Raw genomic sequence first — 20,185 nt, forward strand, 5'->3', positions numbered from 1 at the left:
GCAGGGCGTCCACCAGCGTCAGCCCGTCCAGCTTGCCGATGCGGCTGGTGTCCACGTCCAGCCAGCCGGCCAGGCTCACTTTGTTCAGGCCGGTCTTCTTGGCGGCGCGGGCGATCACGCCCAGGTGCGGCTGCAAGGCGCGGCCAATGGCGTCGGCAATCAGCACACCGGGGTCGCGCGTGGCGTCGGCCCAGAGGTCCACGTACACCACCACCACGCCCGCTTTCTCCAGCGCGGGGCACAGGTCGCCACGCAAGAAGGTGGTTTTGCCGGTGCGCCGGGGCGCGGCCAGAAACAGGCCGTTCTGGGCGTCGCCAAAGGCAGTCTTGCCCTGAAGCTGGTGCACCAGCTCGTCGGCCAGGGCGGTGCGGGGGTAGGCGATCATGTTTATCTCGTTTTATGCTGACTTGGATAATTTATCGAAATCAAGATAAAAGTCAATAAAAGAGTGCCTGGCGGCGTCACACCAGCCGGATGCGCCCGGTCAGCAGGGCCTGCGCCATGCCTTGCTTGAGCTGGCGTGCTTTGGTCAGGCGGGCTTCGAGGGCGGTGATCTCGGTGTCCATGTCGGACAGGATGGTGGCGATGGCGGCTTGTTCCAGAGCGTCCGGAGCCAGCACCTCCAAGGTCAACAATCTCGAAACTGCCAGCCCGGGCTGGGCAGAAGACTCCGAATACTGATTCAGCTCCAAGCTCGTCAGGACGTAGCCAAGCCAGCAGATGTCAGACCCAACTGACGATGTGACAACGACAGCGTGCTCTGAAGCAAAGAACTTTCCGCCAACGAAGGCTACGTTCCCGCATAGGGCTCCTTGGCGGCCCACCAGAACATGAGATCCGCTATGGGTAAATCGATCTGTGAACCCTCGGATGCCGTTTCCCCCGTAGCAAGGATATTGCGAATGTTCATCAATTCGTTCACTTGTTATGGGTTCCCCGCTCTTCATCTGGCAGATGTTACTGAGCTGCACGATGGACCAACTCTTTGAGAATCCTGGCAAACGCCGCTGGCCAGTGAGCAGCTCCTTTGTCACACCTTGTTTGATCTGGTGCTTCTTGGCCAGCAGTTGTTCCAGAGATTCGATCAGGGCATCTGCGTCGGTCAGGGCGTCGGATATGGCTTTCTGTTCTTCTGATGTTGGAGGCAAGGCTGCCTTCACAGAAAGAACCGTGTTGAGATTCATACCCGCTTTGGCACCCGAGTCAGCCAGCGCTCTCAGTGCTGACTGAGACGCCGATCCTGCCAAGAAATAGCTGAGGTATTTGGTGTCGAGTTTCTCGGGTGAAAACCGAACCAACGCAATGTGTTGATTCACAAAAGCTGGTGTCGGCACACTTTCCGATACGTACCCAACGATTCCCACATCTGCCGTGATCGAAATCAGGACATCACCGGGCACCAGTTTGGTCCGTTCACCTTCGCTGTCGTTCGCTGGGATGCTCACATAACGCAGGTCGCTGAGATCGGGATATATGGTGTCTCTTGACAGGTTGGTAATGCGAAGAAAGGTCGATCCAGTGTCCGAGTAGTAGCGTGCCCAACCGCGCGAGCCACTGGTCACGAACGGATCAAAATTGCCGAGCTGAATGACTTCCCAGTCAACGGGCAAGGTACCCAACTCGGTCTGCTTATACCCAGCCTGAACCAGGTACTTCGCACTGGGCTCGTTCAGTTCCATGCGAACCCCATACGGGTCAGGTGTCCGTCCACTCGGGCCTGCAGTTCGTCGGCCCGTTTCGCCACGGCGGGCAAGGGCACGTCGTAGCGATCGGCCAGCTCTTTCACCCTCTGCGTCAGGCGCTGGGTGATGCGGTCCAACTCGGCATGCGCAGCAACACCCATCGTGGCCAGCCATTGGTCGTCCACCACCAAAGACTGAATTTCGGCCTTGCTTAGGCGCGGGTAGTGGTTGTGGGCTAGCTGGTCCACATGAGCGTCCAGCTCCTTGAGGGTCTTCTTCAGCTGGACTTCCTGCTCACTGAGTTGCAACCATTGCCGGAGCACGGCGGCTTCGTCTTGCGCGTCGGCGTCGCGCTGTATCTCTTTCAGCCGCGCGCTCACCTGGGCCTTGTTCACCTTGTCCAGCTCGGCAAAGGCACCTTCGTCGCCGCCGTGTTCCTCTTCCAGCTCGGCGAGCTGGGCGGCCATGGCGTCGAGCTGGGTGCTCATCTCGTCCATGAGCGCCTGCTCTTTGGCGTAGTACCGGGCCACCAGCGTGGCCCTTGGAACGAGGTCGCAGGCCCAGCCCTTGTCCACCTGTTTGCCGGGTTTGCCGTCTTTACCCTTCTTGGTTTCGATCACGCGGTAGGTGGCGGCTTTCCAGCCATCGGCGGCCAGCAGGTAGGCGTCGTCCTGCCAGGTGCTGGCCCACAGGTCCATGAGGCGCTGGTACACGTCGTAGGCGTTGAGCAGCGGTTGGCCCTGGTAGTGCGCCAGCAGATCTTCTGCCAGCTCCACGATCAGCACCTTGGGCTTGAAGCCGGGCTTGAGCTTTTTCAGGCGCTGCCTGGTGCGGCTGCGCCAGGCGTCAAAGTGCGCGGCCATGCGCTGGGTGTAGGCCACGAACTCGGGGTGCTGGTTGATGCTGGTCTGGATGGCGGCTTTGTCCACCGCCAGGGCCAGGTAGCCGGGGCGCAGCGGTGCGAAGAGGGCGGCGCGCAGCTGCGGGCAGGTGGCCCAGTAGGCTTGCAGCGCGTCCACATCGGCCTGGGGAATGCCGCCGCGCAGGTGGCCTTCGATGTCTTGCCGGTCTTCGGTCTGGCGGCTTTGCAGGTAACGCGGCAGGTTGAGGTTGAATTCGTTCTTCTCGATCTCGGCCAGGGGCACGAGGCGGGCGTAGGTCGGGTCGCTGCCGTCTTGCTTGCTGTAGGCGTCCACGATGCGGTGGATGTCTTGCTCGCGCAAGCGGTTCTTGGGGCCGTCTTTCATGAAGGCGGCGCTGGCGTCCACCATGAAGATGCCGCGCCGGGCTTGTGCGTCTTGCTTGTCGATGACGACGATGCAGGCCGGGATGCCGGTGCCAAAGAACAGGTTGGCCGGCAGGCCGATGATGCCTTTGATGAGCCCGCGGCGAACGAGGTTCTTGCGGATCTCGGCCTCGGCATTGCCGCGGAACAGCACGCCGTGCGGCAGGATGCAGGCGGCTTTGCCCTGGGGCTTGAGCGAACGGATGATGTGCAGCAGGTAGGCGTAGTCGCCCTGTTTGGTGGGCGGGATGCCAAAGCCTTTGAAGCGCTCGAACTTGTCGTTGTCGGGCGTGAGGCCGGTGCTCCAGCGCTTGTCTGAAAACGGCGGGTTTGCGACGACGTAGTCGAAGGTTTTGAGCGCGGCGCCGTCGAGGTGCTTGGGGTTGGCCAGGGTGTTGCCCTGGGTGATGAGGGCGCTGGCGTTGTTGTGCAGCACCATGTTCATCTGTGCCAGGCCGCTGGTGGCTTCGTCCATCTCTTGCCCGTACAGCGTGACCGGTGTGGGCGCGGCGTCGGCCACTTTCAAAAGCAGCGATCCGGACCCGCAGGTCGGGTCGTACACGGTGGTGTCGGGCGTGGTCTTGGCCTGGTGGATGCCGATGACCTGCGCGAGGATGCGGCTGACTTCGGCCGGCGTGTAGAACTGGCCTTTGCTCTTGCCGCTCTCGGTGGCGAAGTGGCGCATGAGGTATTCGTACGCGTCGCCCAGGATGTCGTCACCGTCGGCCCGGTTCTTGGAGAAATCAAGCGCCGGGTTTTCAAAGATGGCGATCAGGTTGCCCAGCTTCTCGACCATTTCCTTGCCCTGGCCGAGCAGGGCGGTGTCGTTGAAGTCGGCCTTGAGGCGGATTTTGTTGGCTTTCTCCAGCGGCTGCAGGATGTGCTTGTTGATCTGGTCGCCAATGTCGGACTTGCCCTTCAGGGCCACCATGTCGGCAAAGCTGGCGCCAGCGGGAATCTGGATCGGTGCGAAGGGCTGGCCGGCGAATTTGTCGCTGATGTATTTGATGAACAGCAGGACCAGCACGTAGTCCTTGTACTGGCTGGCGTCCATGCCGCCGCGCAGCTCGTCGCACGAGGCCCAGAGGGAGGAATACAGCTCGGATTTCTTGATGGCCATGGGGAACGCAAAAAAGGTGCCTTCGGGCACCTGAAAAAACGGGGTTGAACCGGGGAATGTTACGGCAGTGGGGTGGTCAGTTGCCTGTGCTGTTGTGGCGGCAGGCCGGGCATGTCGCCATCGGCCGGGTTCCACTGCCAGAGGGGTGTGTCACCACGGATGGTTTGCGCCATGAAATCGGGCGGCATGTGTTCACTTTGGCCACGGTCGCGGGTGATGAGCAGGGGTCGTGGGGCATCGCCACAGTCCAGCAGGCTGGCGGCAACCAGGGGCTGGTCGGGCGCCTCGTTGTAGCGGAGCCCTTTGATGAAGCTGCGACCGCTCCTTACCAGCGCGCCAACGAGTTGTTTCTCCCAACCGTCCTCGACCGGCAGCCACTGGGCGGTGGCCAGCATCAGCGACAACTCGACGAGGCCCGGAACGGCTGCGTCGTCCACCCGGAAGGTGGCGATCATGAGCAGGTGCAGATCACCGTCTGTGCCCCAGGCCGAGAGTTCTTGCTCGAAACACCGGCCCAGCCGGCGGTACAGAGGCTCGTCCAGCGCAAAGGCCTGATCGGGGATGTGTTTGAGGATGGCTTTGTGCCCATACCGGGAGGGCACGATTTCTTTCACCTCGGCCACCAGCAGCATCAAGGGCTGTGGTTGCCCAGGTTTGGGCTGGGCGCGCGCCCATTGCCGCAGGCGCCGGGTGGTGATGGCCTCGCGCTGTTCGACCGAGAACACCTCGGGGATGTAGAGACTGGCCAGCAGGGCATGGCCGTGGGTGAACTTGTTTTCTGCAGCTTGCAGCAGGTGCTTGCGCACGGTGCCCCAGGTGCGCCGGCCGGCAAAGCCCGGTTTCCAGTGGGTCAGTTCGGCTTGATCCCACAGGTAGTGCAGCAGGGCGCGCAGGCCGAGCTTGGGTCCCTGGGAGGCCACACTGCTGCTGGCGCTGGCAGCCGCCGGGAGCGTGGACCGCCCGGGCAGCTTGGTCATGGGGAAGTCGAGTTTCAAGGCCGTTTCGCCCGTGGCCGGGTTTTCGACGATGGCTGTGCCCACCAACTGCCCGAGGCCCGAAAACTCGGCGGGTGGTTCGTAGGACGGGCAGCTGGTGGCGTGTTGGCTGCCGGTGTTGGGCATGCGTTTGACGGTGTAGCCCTCCATCAGCCGGGCCACATACATTTCGGCCCCCTCGTTGTCTGGCAGGCACAGGCAGCGGGGGCGCAAGTGGCGTGCGTGGGCTTCGGCTATGGCCTCGGCTAAGCCAGGAGTTCCCCTTGCCCAGCGTCGGCCACCGATCTCGTAAAGGATGGTCGGTTCGATTGGGCTGTTCACAGCGCAGACCTCAGCGCGCGGGTGTCGCCCGTTCGCGTGTGCGTTGCTGATCTTGCTGTGGAACGACCGCTGGACGCTGCGAAGGGGCGTTCTTGTCGTAAATGCGGACCTTGGGCATCTGGCCATCGCGGATGCGCTGGGCGAGCTTTTCGGCAGCTGCCACCATGACGGCTTCGCGCCGCTTCTCGGGCACGCGGTTGGCGACGAGGATGGCTTCAATGGCGGCCAGCACGGTCTTGCGGCCACCGCTGCCACGGCCTGATGGTTTGTCGGTGTTGGTGGCGGCCGTGGGTGCGCTGGCGTCCCGGTTGGGTTCGATCCGGTTGATCTGGCGCAGCTCGCGTTCCACCTTGAGGCGATCCAGGTCGGCCGGGTTGGGCTCGTAGCCCAGGGTCTTCACACCACGCGCTGCGGCTTCCAGCCAGACGAGGCGCCTGAAGTCTTCGCTGCCTGTGACCCGCAGGGACCGCCAGTTGCGGGCTTCGGCCACATCAACCATGGAGCGGGCCACCGAGGGGCTGTTGGTGTCGGTGGCCAGCCGGAAGGTGGATTCGGTGAAGGCGACGCGTGAGGTGTCGCCACGGAAGCGGTATTCGGTCAGGCCGAGGCTGACATCGCCCAGCGTGACCGGGGCGCGCTTGATGATGTAGCGGTCCACCAAAGCGGCTTCCAGTCGAGCGACGAGGGCTTCGCGTTCGGCCTGCGCGTCCATGCGGGCGCTGGCTGGCGGGCTGGGTGCGTCGGGTGTTTCCAACCCTTTGTCTTTGGCCGGCAAGGGGATGACATTCGACTCCGCCGTCTGGCGTGCTGGATCGGTCTTGGCCGGTTTCGCTTGCGGGGCGGTCGCGGGTGGCCGGGCATCACGGGATTCGTCCCGTTGCCATTGGCTGTCGATCTTGTGGACGAAGGACTTTCGCCCGCGCACATCCACGACGACGAACCGGTTGGCGCCGAGCTGGTCGGCCTTGGACACCATGTCCTGGTAGCGGTCGGTGCGGTAGGTGAGTTCGGCGAACGGGTCGCGCAGCTCGTACCGCTCACCCGGCTCTGGCTGGGGTGTCTGGAAGGTCCGGATGGCGATGGCGGCGCGATCCACGGGTTCCACCGTGCCGCCCAAGGTGGCGTTGGTGTTCGCCGTGGTTGTGTCCACGCGGCGGGCCGGTGCAGCTCGTTCGTCCATGGTGGTCTCCTTCGGTGGTTGATTCCGGCAGGCGGTTTGTCAGAGTTGGGGAGGGGCAGTGGCTTGAGCGGACGCGGGTGTCACCCGGTACACCTCGATCTCGACGCGGCGGTTGAGGTTTCTGCCCCGTTGGCTGCCGTTGTCGGCCAGGTGGTCACCGCTGGGCTGGTGGGTGGTGCGGATGCGAGTAGCGTCCACGCCGGCAGCGATCAGGTAGTCACGCACAGCGTTGGCCCGGGCCTGTGCAATACGGCTTTCAGCCGATGAATCGGTGGTGCCGTCGGTGCGCCCCCTCAACACCACGAGTGGCGCGGTCTTGGCTTCTTCCACCAGTGTCGATGCCTCCTCGGCGGGTATCGACACCCGGGTGCTGTTGAAACCGAAGTGGACGATGCGCACGCTGTTGGCTTGCGCCTTCTCCTGGATCGACGCCATCACCTGCTGTCGCACGGCCATGTGGGCCAGCGTGGCGGTGGTGGTCTCGGCGAGGCGGTTGGATTCGTTGGCCTGGATGCGGGTGTTTTGAAGATCGTTCTTGCACACCTGCAGGTCGATGGCCATCTGTGCATTGGCGGGCCGCTTCTGAGTTTCGTCCACGGTGGGGGGCTTGGGCGGTGAGCTGCAGGCGCCCAGCAGCGTAAGGCTCGCCAGGGTCAGCGCGATGCGCGGGGTCGGGTGGATGGTCATGGCTGTTCCTCCAGGGTTTCGAGCCGGATGGGTTCTGTGTTGCTGGTAGCGGACGGTGCGGAAGGAGTGTTTGGGGTGGACTCGACCTCATCGACCTCATCGACTTCATCGACCGGCTCGATGGACCCGCCTTCACCAACGGCTTCCAGCCTGTAGTCGAAGAAGCCGATGCAGGTTTCCGCCAGCTTGTCGGGTGGACCTTCCATCTGGTCTTTGGTCAGCTTGACGTCGTGATTCAGAACGCCGATGTCCATGCTGGTCTGCCCGGGGGGAAGCTCGTCCTCGGCGAAGCGCCAACGCTGCTGGACTTTGGCGAGGTGCTGATCCATGTTCATCTGCGGCACCTTGGGGGCGGGCAGCAGACGGTCGGTGAACGCCGAGTCCTGGAAGTAGCGGATCTTTTCGCCGAGGATGGGCTTGCAGTTCTCGAAGATCACCACCAGCCGTTCGGAACCCAGTTCCTTGAACTCTTGCGGCAAGAGCAGGGACCGGCGCTGCTCGCTTTCGTTGCGGCTGTAAGTGCTGTGCCCGTGTCCGCTGAATGAGCGGCTGCGGCCCCGGGTGGTGACCCGTTGGGTGAAGTGACCCAGCATGGCGCTGTACTCGTCGGCGTCGCGCTGTTCGCGCGGGGCGAAGAGGATCTGCAGGCCGTGGTTGGTGGCGAAGGTGCGGGCGTCCTTGTCGCCATAGACCGCGTCCAGCTGCGACATGGCCTGCACCACGGTGAGCAGGCGCAGGTTGTAGCCGGCGAGGAAGGCGGCAGAGTGGGTGATGATCCCAACACGCCCCATGGCGGTGAACTCGTCGTTGACCAGCAGGCACTGGTATTTGAGTGACTGGTCATGCTCCGGCAACTGCTGCGTGTTGAGGCTGACGAGCTGGGAGAAGAACAGGGTGAGCAACGGCCGGGCATTGGCCAGCCGGTGGGGCGGGATGCGCACGTAGACCGACATGCGTTGGCGGCGCAACTGGCTCAGGTCGAAGTCGTCGGCGCTGGTGGCGGCATCGACCACCGCATCCGCAAAGATCGTCAGCGGCGCGTGAAAGGTGGCCACCACGCTGGCGAGCGTGTTCTCCGAGTTGCACAGCAGGCGCTGCAGAGCATCCAGACATTCTTCGGAGAACGGTTTGCCGGCTTCCTTGCGTTGCTCGATCAGCCCACTGAGGTGTTCTTTCAACGGGCGCCCTTGCCCGGAAGACTGGCGCAGCATTTCACCCACCGTGCGGGGCAGATCGGGCGTTTCCAGCAACAGCAGGCCCAGGCCGAGAAAGAGGTTGCGTGCCTGGTCGTTGAAGAAGGCTTCTGACGAGGTGCCGCTGCCATCGTTGGGGTAGAAAACCTGGCCGATGCCCAGCAAGTCACCGACGCGGTGCAGTTGACTGGTGCGGACCGCGGTGAGCGGATTCCAGCGGTGACTGCGGGCCTCTTCGTCAAAGGGGGAGAAAGCGTAGACAGTCTGTTGGTGCTTGGACCGGTAGCCCGCCGTGATGGCGTGGTTTTCGCCCTTGATGTCGAGCACGACCACCGAATCCGGCCAGTTCAGCAGGTTGGGCACCACCACACCGACACCCTTGCCGCTGCGGGTGGGTGCTGACAGCATGACGGAGAGTTGTCCGGGCAAGGCCAGAAACTGGCCACGAAAGCGGCCGATCAGGATGCTCGGTGTGGCGGCTTGTTTGTCGTTCAGCAACAGGCCTGCCTTTTTCACCTCAGAGTTGGAGGCGAAACGGGCGTCACCATGGAGCGGACGACGCGGACGGCTGGCCGATATCAGGGCCACAGGCAAGAGCACCAGCGTGACAAGGTGGGCCGTGGCGATGGAAACCAGCAGCCGCTTGCGCAACGCGGGCTCATCGGCATAGATCAGCCAGTAGTCCACGATGCTGTTCCAGGTCGCCAGCCTGGGGTGTGTCTTGCTGAAGACCAGAAACAGCACGCCCGACAGGTAAAGGGCCGCGATCACCAACAAGGCCACGCCGAAGACGGCGATGATCCCCAGCGCCGCCCGGCGCACATCCAGCCTGGACACGGTGGGCCGGAGCAATTTGGCGTTCATGTCCGAAATCCGCCAAAAAGGGTGGCCTGGGCATCGGCCATGGCATCCCGTGTGGCGTCGTCGGTGTGTTGCTTTCGGCGCGGCTCGTAGGCAATCTCGGAAATGAAGCGGCCCCGTTCATCCCGGTTGAACTGCACGATGACATCGATCACGATGCCCAGAAGGCCCTTGATTTCGTCCAGTCGCAGGCCGCCCCCGGCGCTGCTCTCGCGGATCATGAGCGACATCTGTTCCAGCGCCAGGGCACAGCTGCCCGCGTGCACGCTGGTGATGCTGCCGGGGTGGCCGGAAGCGGCCAAGCGAATGAAGGAGAAACATTCTTCGCCACGCAGCTCGGCCAGAAAGATGCGGTCGGGCTTCATGCGCAGACAGGCTTCCAGCAACGACTTGGCCGTCACGCGAGCCGTGCCCTGTGCATCCTTGCTGTAGAACAAATGCACCACGTTCGGGTGATGAGGGATGGTGAGTTCGGCCGTGTCCTGGATGGTGATCAGGCGCTCATGGAGCGGGACTTCCTCGATCAGTGCTTTCATGAAGGTGGTCTTGCCCGATCCGGTCCTCCCACTGACCACGATGGTCTGGTGCTTCTGTACCGCGAGGCGCAGGAACTCGGCGTACCGGCCCGCGGCCTTCAGTGCGAGCAGTTCTCTCTGGAAGGGCTGCAGACCGTCGTCTTCGGCGCCCAGTGCCGCGCACTCGTCGATTCGGTCGAACAGACCCTCGCATTCGAAGCTGAGCAGGCGCCTGATCAGTTCCGATGGCTTGCGCACCGTGATGGATACGGTGCCGCGCGTCACAGCCGGGGGAATGACGAACTGGATGCGCTCGCCGCTGGGCAGTGTGGCCGACAGCAGGGGGCGCTCCTGGTTGATCTGCTGGTCGCAGTAAGTGGCCACGGCCGTGGCCAGCGAGAGACAGCGTTCCAACGTCATGGCTGGCGCTTCCACCTGCTGCCAACCGTGAAAGGTCTCCACCTGCAGTTCGCCGGGGCGATTCACACAAACCTCCAACACGCCCGGTGCATCCAGCTGTTCGCGCAGCGGGCGCAGGAACTCGACCACCGAGGTGGCGTCGCCACACCAGCCGTCAGGCTGTGGGTCTTCGAAGAAGGACATGAGGTCAATCGCGGGGTTCATCGCGCCACCGGCTGAAGTGCGTAGACCGATGAGAAGTCCACGTCGCGCGCGACGTAGATGCCGACGATGCCGCCCTGGTTCTGGTAGATCAGGGGCGGGATGTTGATGGTGCTGTCCAGCACCTTTTCGGCCAGTTTGCTGGTGTTCTCGGTGGTGGATGGCAGGACGATGGTGTCTGCATCCCGGTCCTGCATCTGGTTCTGGATGACCAGCTTGACCGAGTCGTCGATCAGTGAGAGCAGCATGGCGGCGCCGATGCGGTCGCCCCACCGGTTGTCCACGTGGCCATCAATGCCCGACTCGCCCAGCTGCCCGGTGCCGGGCGACTCAACGTCCACCGTGACGCCATTCGGCGTTCGGATGCGGGTCCACAGCACGGGAATGCGGACGGTGCCGGGCCGTACCGATGCGATGCGGTATTCGCCGTCCAGGTGCGAGCCACGCTCGATCAGCAGTACCCGGCCGTTGTCGCTGTACACGTCGCGCTGCACCTGGCAGCCGACCAGGCCCGAGGTGGCGCTGATGACTCGGGTCTTGAGTGCACAAGTGAAGGCTGTGCCCTTGGGCAGGGTGAGGCTGCGGTCGCCCAGCGTGGTGGCCTTCACACTGGGTGTGGCGGAGCCCTGCAACTCGCCGCCGAACAGGCCGGCCGCCGCGGAGCGAAGGCTCGACCCGATGTCCGGTGATGGCGTGGACTCGGTGGTTGAACCACCCAGACCTGCTGGCAGGGCATTGCCCTGGGTCAGGTTGTCCAGAAGCCCTTGCAATCGGCGTTGGTAGTCCTGCAGTTGCCTGGAAGTGGACGCCGCCGGATCGTTGGACGACTGCGTTGGGTCGCCGTTGGCGCCAGCGATGCCGCCCGGGCGGGACGACACCACCACTACCGGGGCGTCATCCGGGGACAAGGTTTTGGGTCCGGATGGCGTGGCCGTGCCTGTGTTCCGCAGTCCGATGGGGTCGACGGCTTCCGCAGGGGAGGGAATCAAGGCCGGGACGCGAGGTGTGGCGGGCGGGGTCATGTCCAGCTGCCGGGTACCCGCACCAGCCGCCGATGGACGGTCCCGCAGCATGGACTTGTCCTTCTCTGAATCGCCGCTTTCTGCGAAGTATCGGTACAGGTAAGAGGCAGTGATGCCTCCGACCATGAACAACACCAGGCCAATGATTCCGATGTTCTTCCAGGACAGGTTGACAGTCTGCCGTCGGGCCACATTGGGAATCCCTGCCTCACCCGGCAGGGGGCTGATGGTGTTGCCGCTGTCCTGCGGCGATGGCTCGTCGTTTGGCGCTGGTGAACCTGGGGCTTGATTGGTCATGGCTGTGCTCCTGCCGTTGATGAGGAGGAAATGGAGGGGGCGGGCTTCAGAACCCGCTGCACACCCGGCACCGTGGTGGAGCCTTTGGCTGGTGATCCCTCCAGATCAAACGCTTCGTTCCAGATGCCCACCACCGCCGATCCCGCGCGCAGCATCAGGCGGCGGCTGACCCGGTCCACAACCAGGGTGTCGTCCTCCATGCGGGCGTTGACCAAGGTTTCGCTGCCGTCGCCCAGCACGTGGAAGACGGCGGGCACCTCGCGGTTGCCTGGGAAGCGCAGGTAGGTGAACCGACCGTCGTCGTAGACCAGCGTGGGAACGATGTCTACCGAACCGGCACCTTCGGCCAGCGCGTACTGGGTGTTGAGCACGGTGGGCTTGGCCGCCAGACGCTCCGCCACGATCTGCTGGGCCGTCGGTGGGGGCGGGATCGGCGGCAAGCTCGCCAGCGCATCCAGTTCCATCTCTGCCAGACTGGGCGGGGCTGCTGCGGGTTTGGGGGACCGGATGGCCATGCGAAAGACAGGCGTCTGGCGGTCGCCGTCCGGCAACACCACAAAACGCAGGGCGTGCGAGCGCCGGTCGGTGATGACCGCCAGGTTGTTGGGAGCATCGGCGGCGCTCTTGGCTTTGACATAGAGGTGACGCCCACCCGGTTGGGCGGCCACGCACCAGACGGCATCGGGCTTGGTGCAGTCGCCTCCCTGACCGACCGCCACCTCGGTGATGGCCTCTCCCTTGTCGAACTCCACCAGCGTCACCATGCCGCGCTTGACCGGGACGGTGACCACCGCGTTGGCGTCGTACATCACCTCGCGCAGGCGCGGATCGGACCTATCGCTGGGCTGAGCCGCAGAAGCCAGCATGAGAGGCATGGACAACAAAACCAGCGCCAAGGGCAGCACAAGGACGTTCATGGCTTCGCTCCAGTGGTAGGGGTGTTGATCTCGGGGTCTGACCGGTAGGCCGTGACCACGAAGCCGAAGGGGTTCTCCAACCGGTCCGACTCTTTGGCCAGCACCTTGGGCTGGTACTGGTAGACCACGCTGGCCACGTGCCGAGTGGTCACATCGGGCAAGTTTCGGTCGGTCATGCGGACGACCTTGTCGTAGGTGACCGTGGCGTCGCTCTGGTTGCCGCTGCGGCCCGATGCGCGCAGCCGCACACCGACGATGTTGATGCGCCACTCTTCGGTGGAGCCCACTTTCTTCTGCAGTGCCCCATCGCCCTCGAACTGCCGGTTGTATTCCGCGAAGACGGCGGGCACCGCCATGCGTGCCACCTGGTCAAAGTCCCGCTGCAGGAACATCCAGCTGTAGGCCTCGCGGGAACGCACAAAGGTGGCCAGGTTGTGCTTGTCCAGCGCCTCCATGGCGGGAATGGTTTCTTCGCTCAGGCGCTGCTGGATGGTCGTTTCACCGGTGACCCGGTCCACCACGATGGGGATCTCCACCACCTTGCGCAGTGGCCCCTGCACAAAGACAGCGGCGATGCCGATCAGGCCAATAGCCAGACCCGCAGCTGCGGCGGCCCAAGCCCGGCGCTCGGAGCGCTCCAGCATCAGGGCGCGGTCGATTTCCCAGTCTCGGTTGGCCTGCAGCGATGGGACTTCAGGCGCAGAAGGCGGTGTTTTCGGCTGTTTGGGCCATGCGGCGGCCTCACCTGACATCAGGATGGCACTCATGGGGGACTCCGGTGGGGTGGTGGTTACGGCAGGAAGTCGGAGACCTTGCCGGTGCGGCCCAGCATCTGGTACTGGCGCTCGCGCTCACGGGATCGGGCGATGCGCTCCTCGCTGTCGGCCATGCCTTGCAGCATCTGGATTTGCGAGGACTCGTGTGCCAACAGGGCGTTTTCAGCGCCAATACGGGCCTGAATCTCTTGCACTGACTTCTGGTCGGTGGTGGCGTTGATCTGGGTCATCAGCGACTGGATCTGGTCCAGCCGGTGGGCCGCCGACTTCATGGCGTCCTGCAGCAACCCTTTCTGCTGGTATGGCTGCGCCAGGGTGGCCTGGCACTCGGTGCGTGCGTCGCCTGTGCGGTCCATGCAGTTGTAGAGCATCCCGACATCTCGCAGCACCTTGGCCGTGGCGTTGAGGCCGCTGTAACCCGAGGTGTTGATGGCGTTGAGGTAGGTGTAGGCCTCGGCCGGGATGTAGTTCTTGAGCAGCGGGTTGTTGAATACGTCGCCCAGGCTTCGCATGCCGTTGATGCTGTCGATCTGGGTCTGCAGATGTTTGATCTGCTGGATCTGGTTGTTGATCTGCGTGATGTCATTGACCACCTGCTGCACCGCCTGAAACAGGTTGGCAACATCGATCACGGGAATGCCACCGGCCCGCGCGTGGCTGGCACCCAGAGAAATCAAAACGGCGGCGGCGACCTTGAGGCGGTAGTTCATGGTGTGCTCCTTGGCAAGTGGGAGATCAAGACCGGCCGCGCAGGGCGGCGAGTCGGTATGCCGCAGACCGTGCGGCTCCGTAGCCCTTGCGGGCCATGTTTCCGGCGTATCGACCTGTGGCTGCTGCGGCGGCACCCGCCGTGGCTGACGCACCAGCGCCTGAACGGATCACGCCCCCAGCGCCTGTGCCGGTGGCGGTCGAACGTGCCGAGGACGCTGAGCGCAGGCCCGAGACCATCATCGCGTTCTGGATCATCTGAACGCCTTGTTGAATGGCTGCGCCACCCGTCAGGGCCGAGGCGAGGCTGGGCGCCTGGAAGCAGAGGATGGCCATGAGGAACATGAGCACGCAGTAGCGGGTGGCTTCACCCAGCACGTTGAAGGTGCTGCCGAGGAAGCCGCCACCGTCGTTGATGGCCTTGAACATGGCAGCGCCCATGTAGGTGCTCAGGCCCAGCGCGAAGAAGGCAAACCAGGTGAGCACCACGGCGTTCAGCACCATCGACAACCAGCTGTCAAAGAAACGCGCGGTGGGACGCCAGGCCAGGCACAGGATGAACAGCGGACCGATGGCGATCACGAAGGTCAGGAACAGCTTGGCTAACGTGACAACGAAGAGGGCGATGCAGAGAAAGAAGACGGTTCCGATGGAGAAGATGCCGCCGGCCAGCAGCAGGTCCAGCCTGAGCACGCTCGCTTCTTTCATGATGTCGGCCACCTGGGCGCTGGCGTCGTCGTTGAACTTGTCGAGCAGCGCATAGGGCGAGCTGATCGTGGCGGGATCCACGCCAGAAGGCAGAAAGGTGCTGGCCACGCCCATGGCCAGCGCGTTGGCGGTGTCCGACACGTTGCTGATGTAGAACCCTGACTGCAAGGCAAAGGCCAGCACCAGCCCGATCTTGAACACCTTCCAGACGAAGGTGGGCACGGTTTCGGACACCTCATTGCGCAGCACGGCCCAACCGTAGAGCGCCACCCACACCGTCATGGCCGACAAGGCAATCGGTGTGATCGCGGACATGAGCGAAGACACCACACCGATTACGTAGGTGCTCAGAATCGCGTCGAAGTTGGAACCGACCCAGGCGAACATGACATCGCTCCCTTATTGCACGGCCGGGTAGGGCAGGTTGGTCGGGGGCGGCGCGAAGACTTTGACGCACTTGCTGCCCAGATCAGGGTACTGGCACTGCAGCCACTGGCCGCCGGCCTTCACTACCCAGATGCGGGAGAGTTTGGTGGTGCCGTAGCTGGAGGGCCTGCAGGTGCCTTCACGTGCATAGACCTCGGTGCACTCCACCAGACCTTCTCGCGTCTCCACCATGTGCCAGGGGCCTGCGTGGCATCCTGCTTGAGCCAGGCAGGGCTTGGTCTTTCGGATGGGACCGGAGCTGGGCATTGGTGCCAACTCGACCAACCGTTCACCGGTGGTTGAGGTGCGAACCGCCTCGTTGCCTTTCACGAATTGGGCGCTGGCGCTCGTGCTGAAAACGACAAGCGTCAACACAATGGGAAGGGTGTGAAACCGGGTCATGTCGCTCTCCTGGAGTTGCGGGATTTGCGATCCTGAACCTCGCGCAGCAGCACGGGAAGCCAGAGAAACGGATCGTTACCGTGTTGTTCACGAACGGTGTCCAGCAGGGCGACGTTGTCGGTGGTGGCCGACAGCACGGTCACGAAGTCTTGTAAACCGCTGAGGTCCAACTCGCAGATCGCGCTGCTGTGCCCTTGTTTGACCAGGAAGCGCCGGCCACCCTGCGCGCCCAGGCTGCGCACGATGCCGAACTCGGCTTCGCTGAGACCAAAACCTTCGACGTATTCTTCGCGCACCGCCTCTGGGTTGGCCAGGAAGATCTTGGTGACGCTCTGTTCCACCATCGTGCGGCCGATGGGGTGGCGCAGCACGTCGGATGGGCTCTGGGTGTCGAAGATGCCCAGGCCGTTCTGCTTGCGGATCGTCTTCTGTTTCTGTTTGGCGAAGTCGCTGAAGATGTCGTGGTCCAGTGCTTTCCAGAACTCCGAGATCACGTAGATCAGCCGCTCGCCGTTGACCAGCTCCTCCATCACCTGGAGCAGGTACAGCATGACCGGCGTGCGGACCTCTGGCAGGTCCAGGAACTCGGTGGTGTCGAAAGCGATGACCGAGGCGGACTGCAGGTTCATCAGCTGGTCGTTGGCCTGGTCGAACACCCAGCCCAAGGCGCCGCCCTCGCACCAGCGGCCCAGCCGTTCGTACAGACTGTTCTCGCCGGACTTGGGCAGGTTCTGGCGGATGGTCGAGAAGCGGCGCAGGGCGGTCGGCATCATCGCTACCGTCTTGACGGCATCAGCGATGGCGCGCTCGTCGGCCGGTAGCAGGGGCAGGGCGGGGGTGGCGATGCAGGTGCGCATCAACTGTTCCCAGAACTGGATGCGGGCCGGCGTGGGGTCGCGCTGCAGCGGGTTGAGGTGGGTGGGCTTGCCAGCTTCGAGCGTGAAGTACCGGCCGTTCATGGCCCGGATGGCGATCTCGCAACCCCGGTCCAGATCGAACAACACCAGTCGCGGTGCTGGGTCCCACTTACGCGTCAGCGTCAGCAGGAACATCTCCAGGGTGGTTTTTCCGACCCCGGTGGACCCGATGATGATGGTGTTGCCGGGCAGCTTCTTGTCGGCCGAGTCTTCGCCGTCGGGGCTGCTGTGGAAGTTCAGATAGAACGGCTGACCGGAAGGCGTCCTCAGCAGCGCCAGCGCTTCGCCCCACGGGTTGCCGTCGCGCTTGCCACGGGCGAAGTTATGCCCGCTGGCCAGCGCGGCGAAGGCGCGGGAAGACAACTTGGCATCGCGCGGGCGCCACTGCCAGTTGCCCGGCATCTGGGCGAACCAGGCGGCGTCGGCCACCAGGTCCACCGGCGACATCTGCAGGCTTGACGACTCACCCACGGCGCCGATGGCCTGCGCCGCACGGCGGCCGGCATCGGCCAGGGTGTCTTCACCCGGGTTGCCGAAGACCACCAGGCTGTAGTGGTACTCGCCCATGCAGAACTGGCCATCGCCCAGCTCGTTCAATGCCTCGTCCATGTCCGCGATCTGGCTGGAGACCACATCGTCGCTGGCGATCAGCTGATCGCGTTGCAGCTCCAGGGCTCGGGTGGCCTCGCGGCGCGGCAGGATCGAGAAACTCTGCGTCTCGATGAACTCGCTGTCTTCGTACAGCAGGGCGTTGAGGATGCCGGGTTCAACAGCATCGGCGTATTCCTTGATGTCCACCAGGGCCGCGCAGCGCCGCTGATCCCCATTTCTCAGCTCTAGCTTGTCGCCGCCAAATGAAAGACGGGTCGAGGGCAGGGTGCGGTGCAGTGGTCCAGCCGTGAAAGGCACTGGCTTCCAGTACCCGTTGACCAGGTAGCCCAGAAACTCGGCTACTTCCGAATAGAGGCGTCCCCGGTGTTCGCGCGCGCCCAGCAACTGCGGGCCAAACCCGCGCAGTACACGGTACACGAACGCCGTGCGCTCTTCCATCGTACGCAGCGCTTCGGCATGCGCTTCAGCGATGGCGGCCTTGGACCGCTGCGGCGATTGCAGCGCACGGCTGATGCGTGAGGCGGTGGGCCGGTAGACCAGGGTCAGGTACAGCTCGTTGCTCATCATCGCCCGCTGGTTCAGGTGCGCCTGATAAGCCTGTGACAGGTCTTTGGCAAACCCATCTTCCGCTGGGTCGCTCAGAGCATCCTGAATCTTGCGGTGCAGCCGGTGCGTCCAGACGGCCCACTGGCCACCCGAGAGGTTGCGCAGCAGGCTGCAGAGTGCTTCGTGTCGTTCCGTAACCAGGTAGTCGTCGGCGCACTCGAAAGCCACGCCATCGAGCCGCCACACCCGCAGGAAATCGCCACCACGGGTGATGACATCGTGGTCGCTCAGCAGCGAAGAGAAGGGTACGAACCTGGTCAATGGGTTCTCCGCCAGAGCCTGCGACCAGTGGCGAGGCTGCGGGCCACCTGCCACAGGGCGTCGCGTTGTGCGGCGTGCGGCCTTCCCCGAGCGGTCAAAGATGCCAGTCATCGGACGCTCCCCGAAAAAGGGTGGGTGAGTAGCTGCGCGCGCACCAGAACCGCCGGTTGCGGTCGTGCAATCGCAGCTTGAGTGCGATGAAGATTTGCCGAAACCGCTGGTCGTCTCGGGATGTCACCCATCGCATCCAGAACAGGGTGGGCACGAAGGACACCAGCACGCCCACTGCGATCCACCAGCTCACGAGGATGCCGCCCCACATCATCAGCAGCATCCCGCTACCGAAAAGCACCACCAGTGGCACCATCGGAATGCCCAGTTTCATGGCCGGGCGAGTCGCCCCCTTGTAGATGGTCTCGGCTTGCATGGTGGATGCCTGCAGAGGTCAGCTCACGATGTAGCTGGCAAACGCGGCTGCACCGCCGACCAGGGTGCCACCGATCAGGATGTTGGCTACATCGGCCAGCCGGGCGCCCTGGAAGATCATCTTGAAGCCGGCCCAGATGATGGCGATCGTCACCACGGCCACGGAGATCGTCACCAGGATCGCGTTGACGTTGGTGACCGTGGTGTTCACCTTGTCGAAGCCTTGCGCCCAGACCTGGGGTGGCAGCAACATCAACAGGCTGAGGGCACGGACTTGGCCTTGAGACAGTTTCTGGCGATTCATGACGGCTCCTTGGATGACGGGTTGGAACGAGGGCGGGGCAGTGAACGGGTTGCGGCGACAACCTTCTGCACATAGCCATGGCGAAAGCCGGTTGAGAAGTTGCCGCTGTAGTAGCAAGAGAGGGCTTTGCGCAGGGCGGACTGAAGGGGGTCCGCACCACTTTGTGACAGGCCTGCTCGGTCGAAGCATTCCGTCAACACGGACTGCATGGCCGACAGGTTCTGGCAGGGGTCGAAGGCACTGCTAGTGTTCAAACCCAGGCGCTGAAAGTTGCTCACGTTGATTTGCCCCAGGCCGACGCTGAAGTTGCGCCCGGCGGTGAGCAACTGATTGGCAGTGGCCAGTGCTTCATCCCGGTGGCTGGGCTGGCGGCGCAAAGCACCACCCACCACGCCGATGGCCCAGGGGTTGAAGGCGCTTTCGACGGAGACGAGCGCCTGAGCCGTGGACAAATGGACTTGTGGTGCACAGGCCAGGACCAGCGCTGCGAAGGTGGAGGCTTCCATGGCGTTGGCCTCAAGGACGTGAGCGAAGCCAGGCGGCCCGGTCGTCGTCGTACTGTGTGTCCCAAATGCCGAGCTGGGACTTCGCGACCGGACTGAAATCCGTCACCGTGTCGCCACCCATGTCCCACCAAGTGCGCGTGAACTGCTTTCCGTCGATGGTGACCGTGATCGCACCGGTGTAGTCACAGGTGTAAATCGGACCGCTTTCGGCCTCGTGCACACGGGTGTACTGGGGCGGGCAGTTGCCCGGTGCTCGGGCCCACGCATGCCTGGCCGAATGGCCAGCGCCGGACATCCCGCAAGTGGGGAACGCCTTACCCCGGGCCAGGTCCCGAAGTACCTGCCGAATCGGCGGCACACATTGAGGGATCGACTTCCAGCTGGGTGCCGCGAAGCACAGCAACACCAGGCAACCGTCTACGGCATGCGCGGCCGTGGGGGCGAGAAGACTCACCGAAAGCACCGCGGCAGACGCCACCGCCGCGCGTGACTTCCGGCTGGTGGCTGCTGCGCGCGTTGCTCCGGAGCGCGAGGCCAAGTGCCGAATTCTTGAAAGGATGAAGTCCACCAGACACCTCACAGTTTCCGCATCCGCTGGAGGTGAAGGTCACTTCATCTCGCTGGGTGCTGTGAGGTCAATGTAGGACTGAGAGGTGCCTGTTCCGCTGCTGGATTTGGGCTGTTTTCCAGCGCTTCCGCGTTGGGTGTGTCAGGGGTTCTGTGAGGCACACCCAAAAAAGGAAAGCTCGGCACAAGGGCCGGGCAAATCAAAGTCGCTGTCACGCGACTTTCAGTGAGGAGGGCCGACTGTTCAGGCCGACCCGCATTCAATATCGA

At 63.6% G+C, this 20,185-nt stretch carries 18 protein-coding genes and 1 pseudogene; all 19 read right to left on the reverse strand.

Going from position 1 to position 20,185, the window contains the following annotated elements; all coding sequences use genetic code 11:
• Positions 1-385: pseudogene (locus RMP09_RS06785) on the reverse strand (ATP-binding protein); the annotation flags it as partial.
• A 76-nt stretch (positions 386-461) separates the two neighbouring features.
• The gene (locus RMP09_RS06790) at positions 462-1,679 is read right to left on the reverse strand and encodes a restriction endonuclease subunit S (protein WP_310565248.1); all 1,218 of its coding nucleotides are present in this window, start codon (positions 1,677-1,679) and stop codon (positions 462-464) included.
• Positions 1,670-4,087, reverse strand: a complete 2,418-nt coding sequence (locus tag RMP09_RS06795) for a type I restriction-modification system subunit M (protein ID WP_310565249.1) — start codon at positions 4,085-4,087, stop codon at positions 1,670-1,672. The genes RMP09_RS06790 and RMP09_RS06795 overlap by 10 nt, the downstream gene beginning before the upstream one ends.
• A gap of 59 nt (positions 4,088-4,146) precedes the next feature.
• The gene (locus RMP09_RS06800) at positions 4,147-5,403 is read right to left on the reverse strand and encodes a DUF1173 domain-containing protein (protein WP_243721586.1); all 1,257 of its coding nucleotides are present in this window, start codon (positions 5,401-5,403) and stop codon (positions 4,147-4,149) included.
• Positions 5,404-5,413: 10 nt separating this feature from the next.
• Entirely contained in the window at positions 5,414-6,583 is a 1,170-nt protein-coding gene (locus RMP09_RS06805) for an LPD7 domain-containing protein (protein ID WP_133156926.1), read from the reverse strand.
• A 39-nt stretch (positions 6,584-6,622) separates the two neighbouring features.
• A complete protein-coding gene (locus RMP09_RS06810; protein ID WP_133156925.1) occupies positions 6,623-7,270 on the reverse strand; it encodes an OmpA family protein in 648 nt (215 codons plus the stop codon).
• Positions 7,267-9,327, reverse strand: a complete 2,061-nt coding sequence (locus tag RMP09_RS06815) for a type IV secretory system conjugative DNA transfer family protein (protein ID WP_133156924.1) — start codon at positions 9,325-9,327, stop codon at positions 7,267-7,269. The genes RMP09_RS06810 and RMP09_RS06815 overlap by 4 nt, the downstream gene beginning before the upstream one ends.
• Positions 9,324-10,463 carry a P-type DNA transfer ATPase VirB11 gene (virB11, locus tag RMP09_RS06820; RefSeq protein ID WP_226466619.1) on the reverse strand — a complete coding sequence of 380 codons (1,140 nt, stop codon included), beginning with the start codon at positions 10,461-10,463 and terminating at the stop codon, positions 9,324-9,326. The genes RMP09_RS06815 and virB11 overlap by 4 nt, the downstream gene beginning before the upstream one ends.
• The gene (gene virB10 / locus RMP09_RS06825; protein ID WP_226466620.1) at positions 10,460-11,779 is read right to left on the reverse strand and encodes a type IV secretion system protein VirB10; all 1,320 of its coding nucleotides are present in this window, start codon (positions 11,777-11,779) and stop codon (positions 10,460-10,462) included. Before virB10 ends, virB11 begins: the two co-directional genes overlap by 4 nt.
• Entirely contained in the window at positions 11,776-12,696 is a 921-nt protein-coding gene (locus tag RMP09_RS06830; RefSeq protein ID WP_226466621.1) for a TrbG/VirB9 family P-type conjugative transfer protein, read from the reverse strand. Before RMP09_RS06830 ends, virB10 begins: the two co-directional genes overlap by 4 nt.
• Entirely contained in the window at positions 12,693-13,463 is a 771-nt protein-coding gene (locus RMP09_RS06835) for a type IV secretion system protein (RefSeq protein WP_310565250.1), read from the reverse strand. Before RMP09_RS06835 ends, RMP09_RS06830 begins: the two co-directional genes overlap by 4 nt.
• Before the next feature lie 23 nt (positions 13,464-13,486).
• Positions 13,487-14,182 (reverse strand): type IV secretion system protein, encoded by a 696-nt coding sequence (locus RMP09_RS06840; protein ID WP_310565251.1) that lies wholly within the window; start codon positions 14,180-14,182, stop codon positions 13,487-13,489.
• 25 nt (positions 14,183-14,207) lie between these two features.
• Complete coding sequence (locus RMP09_RS06845) at positions 14,208-15,275, reverse strand: type IV secretion system protein (protein WP_310565252.1); 1,068 nt, start codon at positions 15,273-15,275, stop codon at positions 14,208-14,210.
• A gap of 12 nt (positions 15,276-15,287) precedes the next feature.
• On the reverse strand, positions 15,288-15,716 hold the full coding sequence (locus RMP09_RS06850) for a hypothetical protein (protein WP_310565253.1): 429 nt from the start codon (positions 15,714-15,716) through the stop codon (positions 15,288-15,290).
• On the reverse strand, positions 15,713-18,223 hold the full coding sequence (locus tag RMP09_RS06855) for a VirB4 family type IV secretion/conjugal transfer ATPase (RefSeq protein ID WP_409559692.1): 2,511 nt from the start codon (positions 18,221-18,223) through the stop codon (positions 15,713-15,715). The genes RMP09_RS06850 and RMP09_RS06855 overlap by 4 nt, the downstream gene beginning before the upstream one ends.
• The gene (locus RMP09_RS06860) at positions 18,207-18,539 is read right to left on the reverse strand and encodes a VirB3 family type IV secretion system protein (protein ID WP_310565255.1); all 333 of its coding nucleotides are present in this window, start codon (positions 18,537-18,539) and stop codon (positions 18,207-18,209) included. The genes RMP09_RS06855 and RMP09_RS06860 overlap by 17 nt, the downstream gene beginning before the upstream one ends.
• An 18-nt stretch (positions 18,540-18,557) precedes the next feature.
• The gene (locus RMP09_RS06865; RefSeq protein ID WP_234265043.1) at positions 18,558-18,842 is read right to left on the reverse strand and encodes a TrbC/VirB2 family protein; all 285 of its coding nucleotides are present in this window, start codon (positions 18,840-18,842) and stop codon (positions 18,558-18,560) included.
• Positions 18,839-19,348: a lytic transglycosylase domain-containing protein gene (locus RMP09_RS06870; RefSeq protein ID WP_310565256.1), complete on the reverse strand. Its 510-nt coding sequence runs from the start codon at positions 19,346-19,348 to the stop codon at positions 18,839-18,841. The genes RMP09_RS06865 and RMP09_RS06870 overlap by 4 nt, the downstream gene beginning before the upstream one ends.
• A gap of 10 nt (positions 19,349-19,358) precedes the next feature.
• A complete protein-coding gene (locus RMP09_RS06875; RefSeq protein ID WP_310565257.1) occupies positions 19,359-19,568 on the reverse strand; it encodes a hypothetical protein in 210 nt (69 codons plus the stop codon).
• Positions 19,569-20,185: the final 617 nt, after the last annotated feature.

The sequence above is a fragment of the Hydrogenophaga sp. genome (assembly GCF_031426985.1).
GTDB lineage: Bacteria > Pseudomonadota > Gammaproteobacteria > Burkholderiales > Burkholderiaceae_C > Hydrogenophaga.

Coding starts and splice junctions, on each gene's coding strand:
- RMP09_RS06790 (WP_310565248.1), bottom strand. CDS start 1,679: ATGGAACTGAACGAGCCCAGTGCGAAGTACCTGGTTCAGGCTGGGTAT.
- RMP09_RS06795 (WP_310565249.1), bottom strand. CDS start 4,087: ATGGCCATCAAGAAATCCGAGCTGTATTCCTCCCTCTGGGCCTCGTGC.
- RMP09_RS06805 (WP_133156926.1), bottom strand. CDS start 6,583: ATGGACGAACGAGCTGCACCGGCCCGCCGCGTGGACACAACCACGGCG.
- RMP09_RS06810 (WP_133156925.1), bottom strand. CDS start 7,270: ATGACCATCCACCCGACCCCGCGCATCGCGCTGACCCTGGCGAGCCTT.
- RMP09_RS06815 (WP_133156924.1), bottom strand. CDS start 9,327: ATGAACGCCAAATTGCTCCGGCCCACCGTGTCCAGGCTGGATGTGCGC.
- virB11 (WP_226466619.1), bottom strand. CDS start 10,463: ATGAACCCCGCGATTGACCTCATGTCCTTCTTCGAAGACCCACAGCCT.
- virB10 (WP_226466620.1), bottom strand. CDS start 11,779: ATGACCAATCAAGCCCCAGGTTCACCAGCGCCAAACGACGAGCCATCG.
- RMP09_RS06830 (WP_226466621.1), bottom strand. CDS start 12,696: ATGAACGTCCTTGTGCTGCCCTTGGCGCTGGTTTTGTTGTCCATGCCT.
- RMP09_RS06835 (WP_310565250.1), bottom strand. CDS start 13,463: ATGAGTGCCATCCTGATGTCAGGTGAGGCCGCCGCATGGCCCAAACAG.
- RMP09_RS06840 (WP_310565251.1), bottom strand. CDS start 14,182: ATGAACTACCGCCTCAAGGTCGCCGCCGCCGTTTTGATTTCTCTGGGT.
- RMP09_RS06845 (WP_310565252.1), bottom strand. CDS start 15,275: ATGTTCGCCTGGGTCGGTTCCAACTTCGACGCGATTCTGAGCACCTAC.
- RMP09_RS06850 (WP_310565253.1), bottom strand. CDS start 15,716: ATGACCCGGTTTCACACCCTTCCCATTGTGTTGACGCTTGTCGTTTTC.
- RMP09_RS06855 (WP_409559692.1), bottom strand. CDS start 18,223: ATGACTGGCATCTTTGACCGCTCGGGGAAGGCCGCACGCCGCACAACG.
- RMP09_RS06860 (WP_310565255.1), bottom strand. CDS start 18,539: ATGCAAGCCGAGACCATCTACAAGGGGGCGACTCGCCCGGCCATGAAA.
- RMP09_RS06865 (WP_234265043.1), bottom strand. CDS start 18,842: ATGAATCGCCAGAAACTGTCTCAAGGCCAAGTCCGTGCCCTCAGCCTG.
- RMP09_RS06870 (WP_310565256.1), bottom strand. CDS start 19,348: ATGGAAGCCTCCACCTTCGCAGCGCTGGTCCTGGCCTGTGCACCACAA.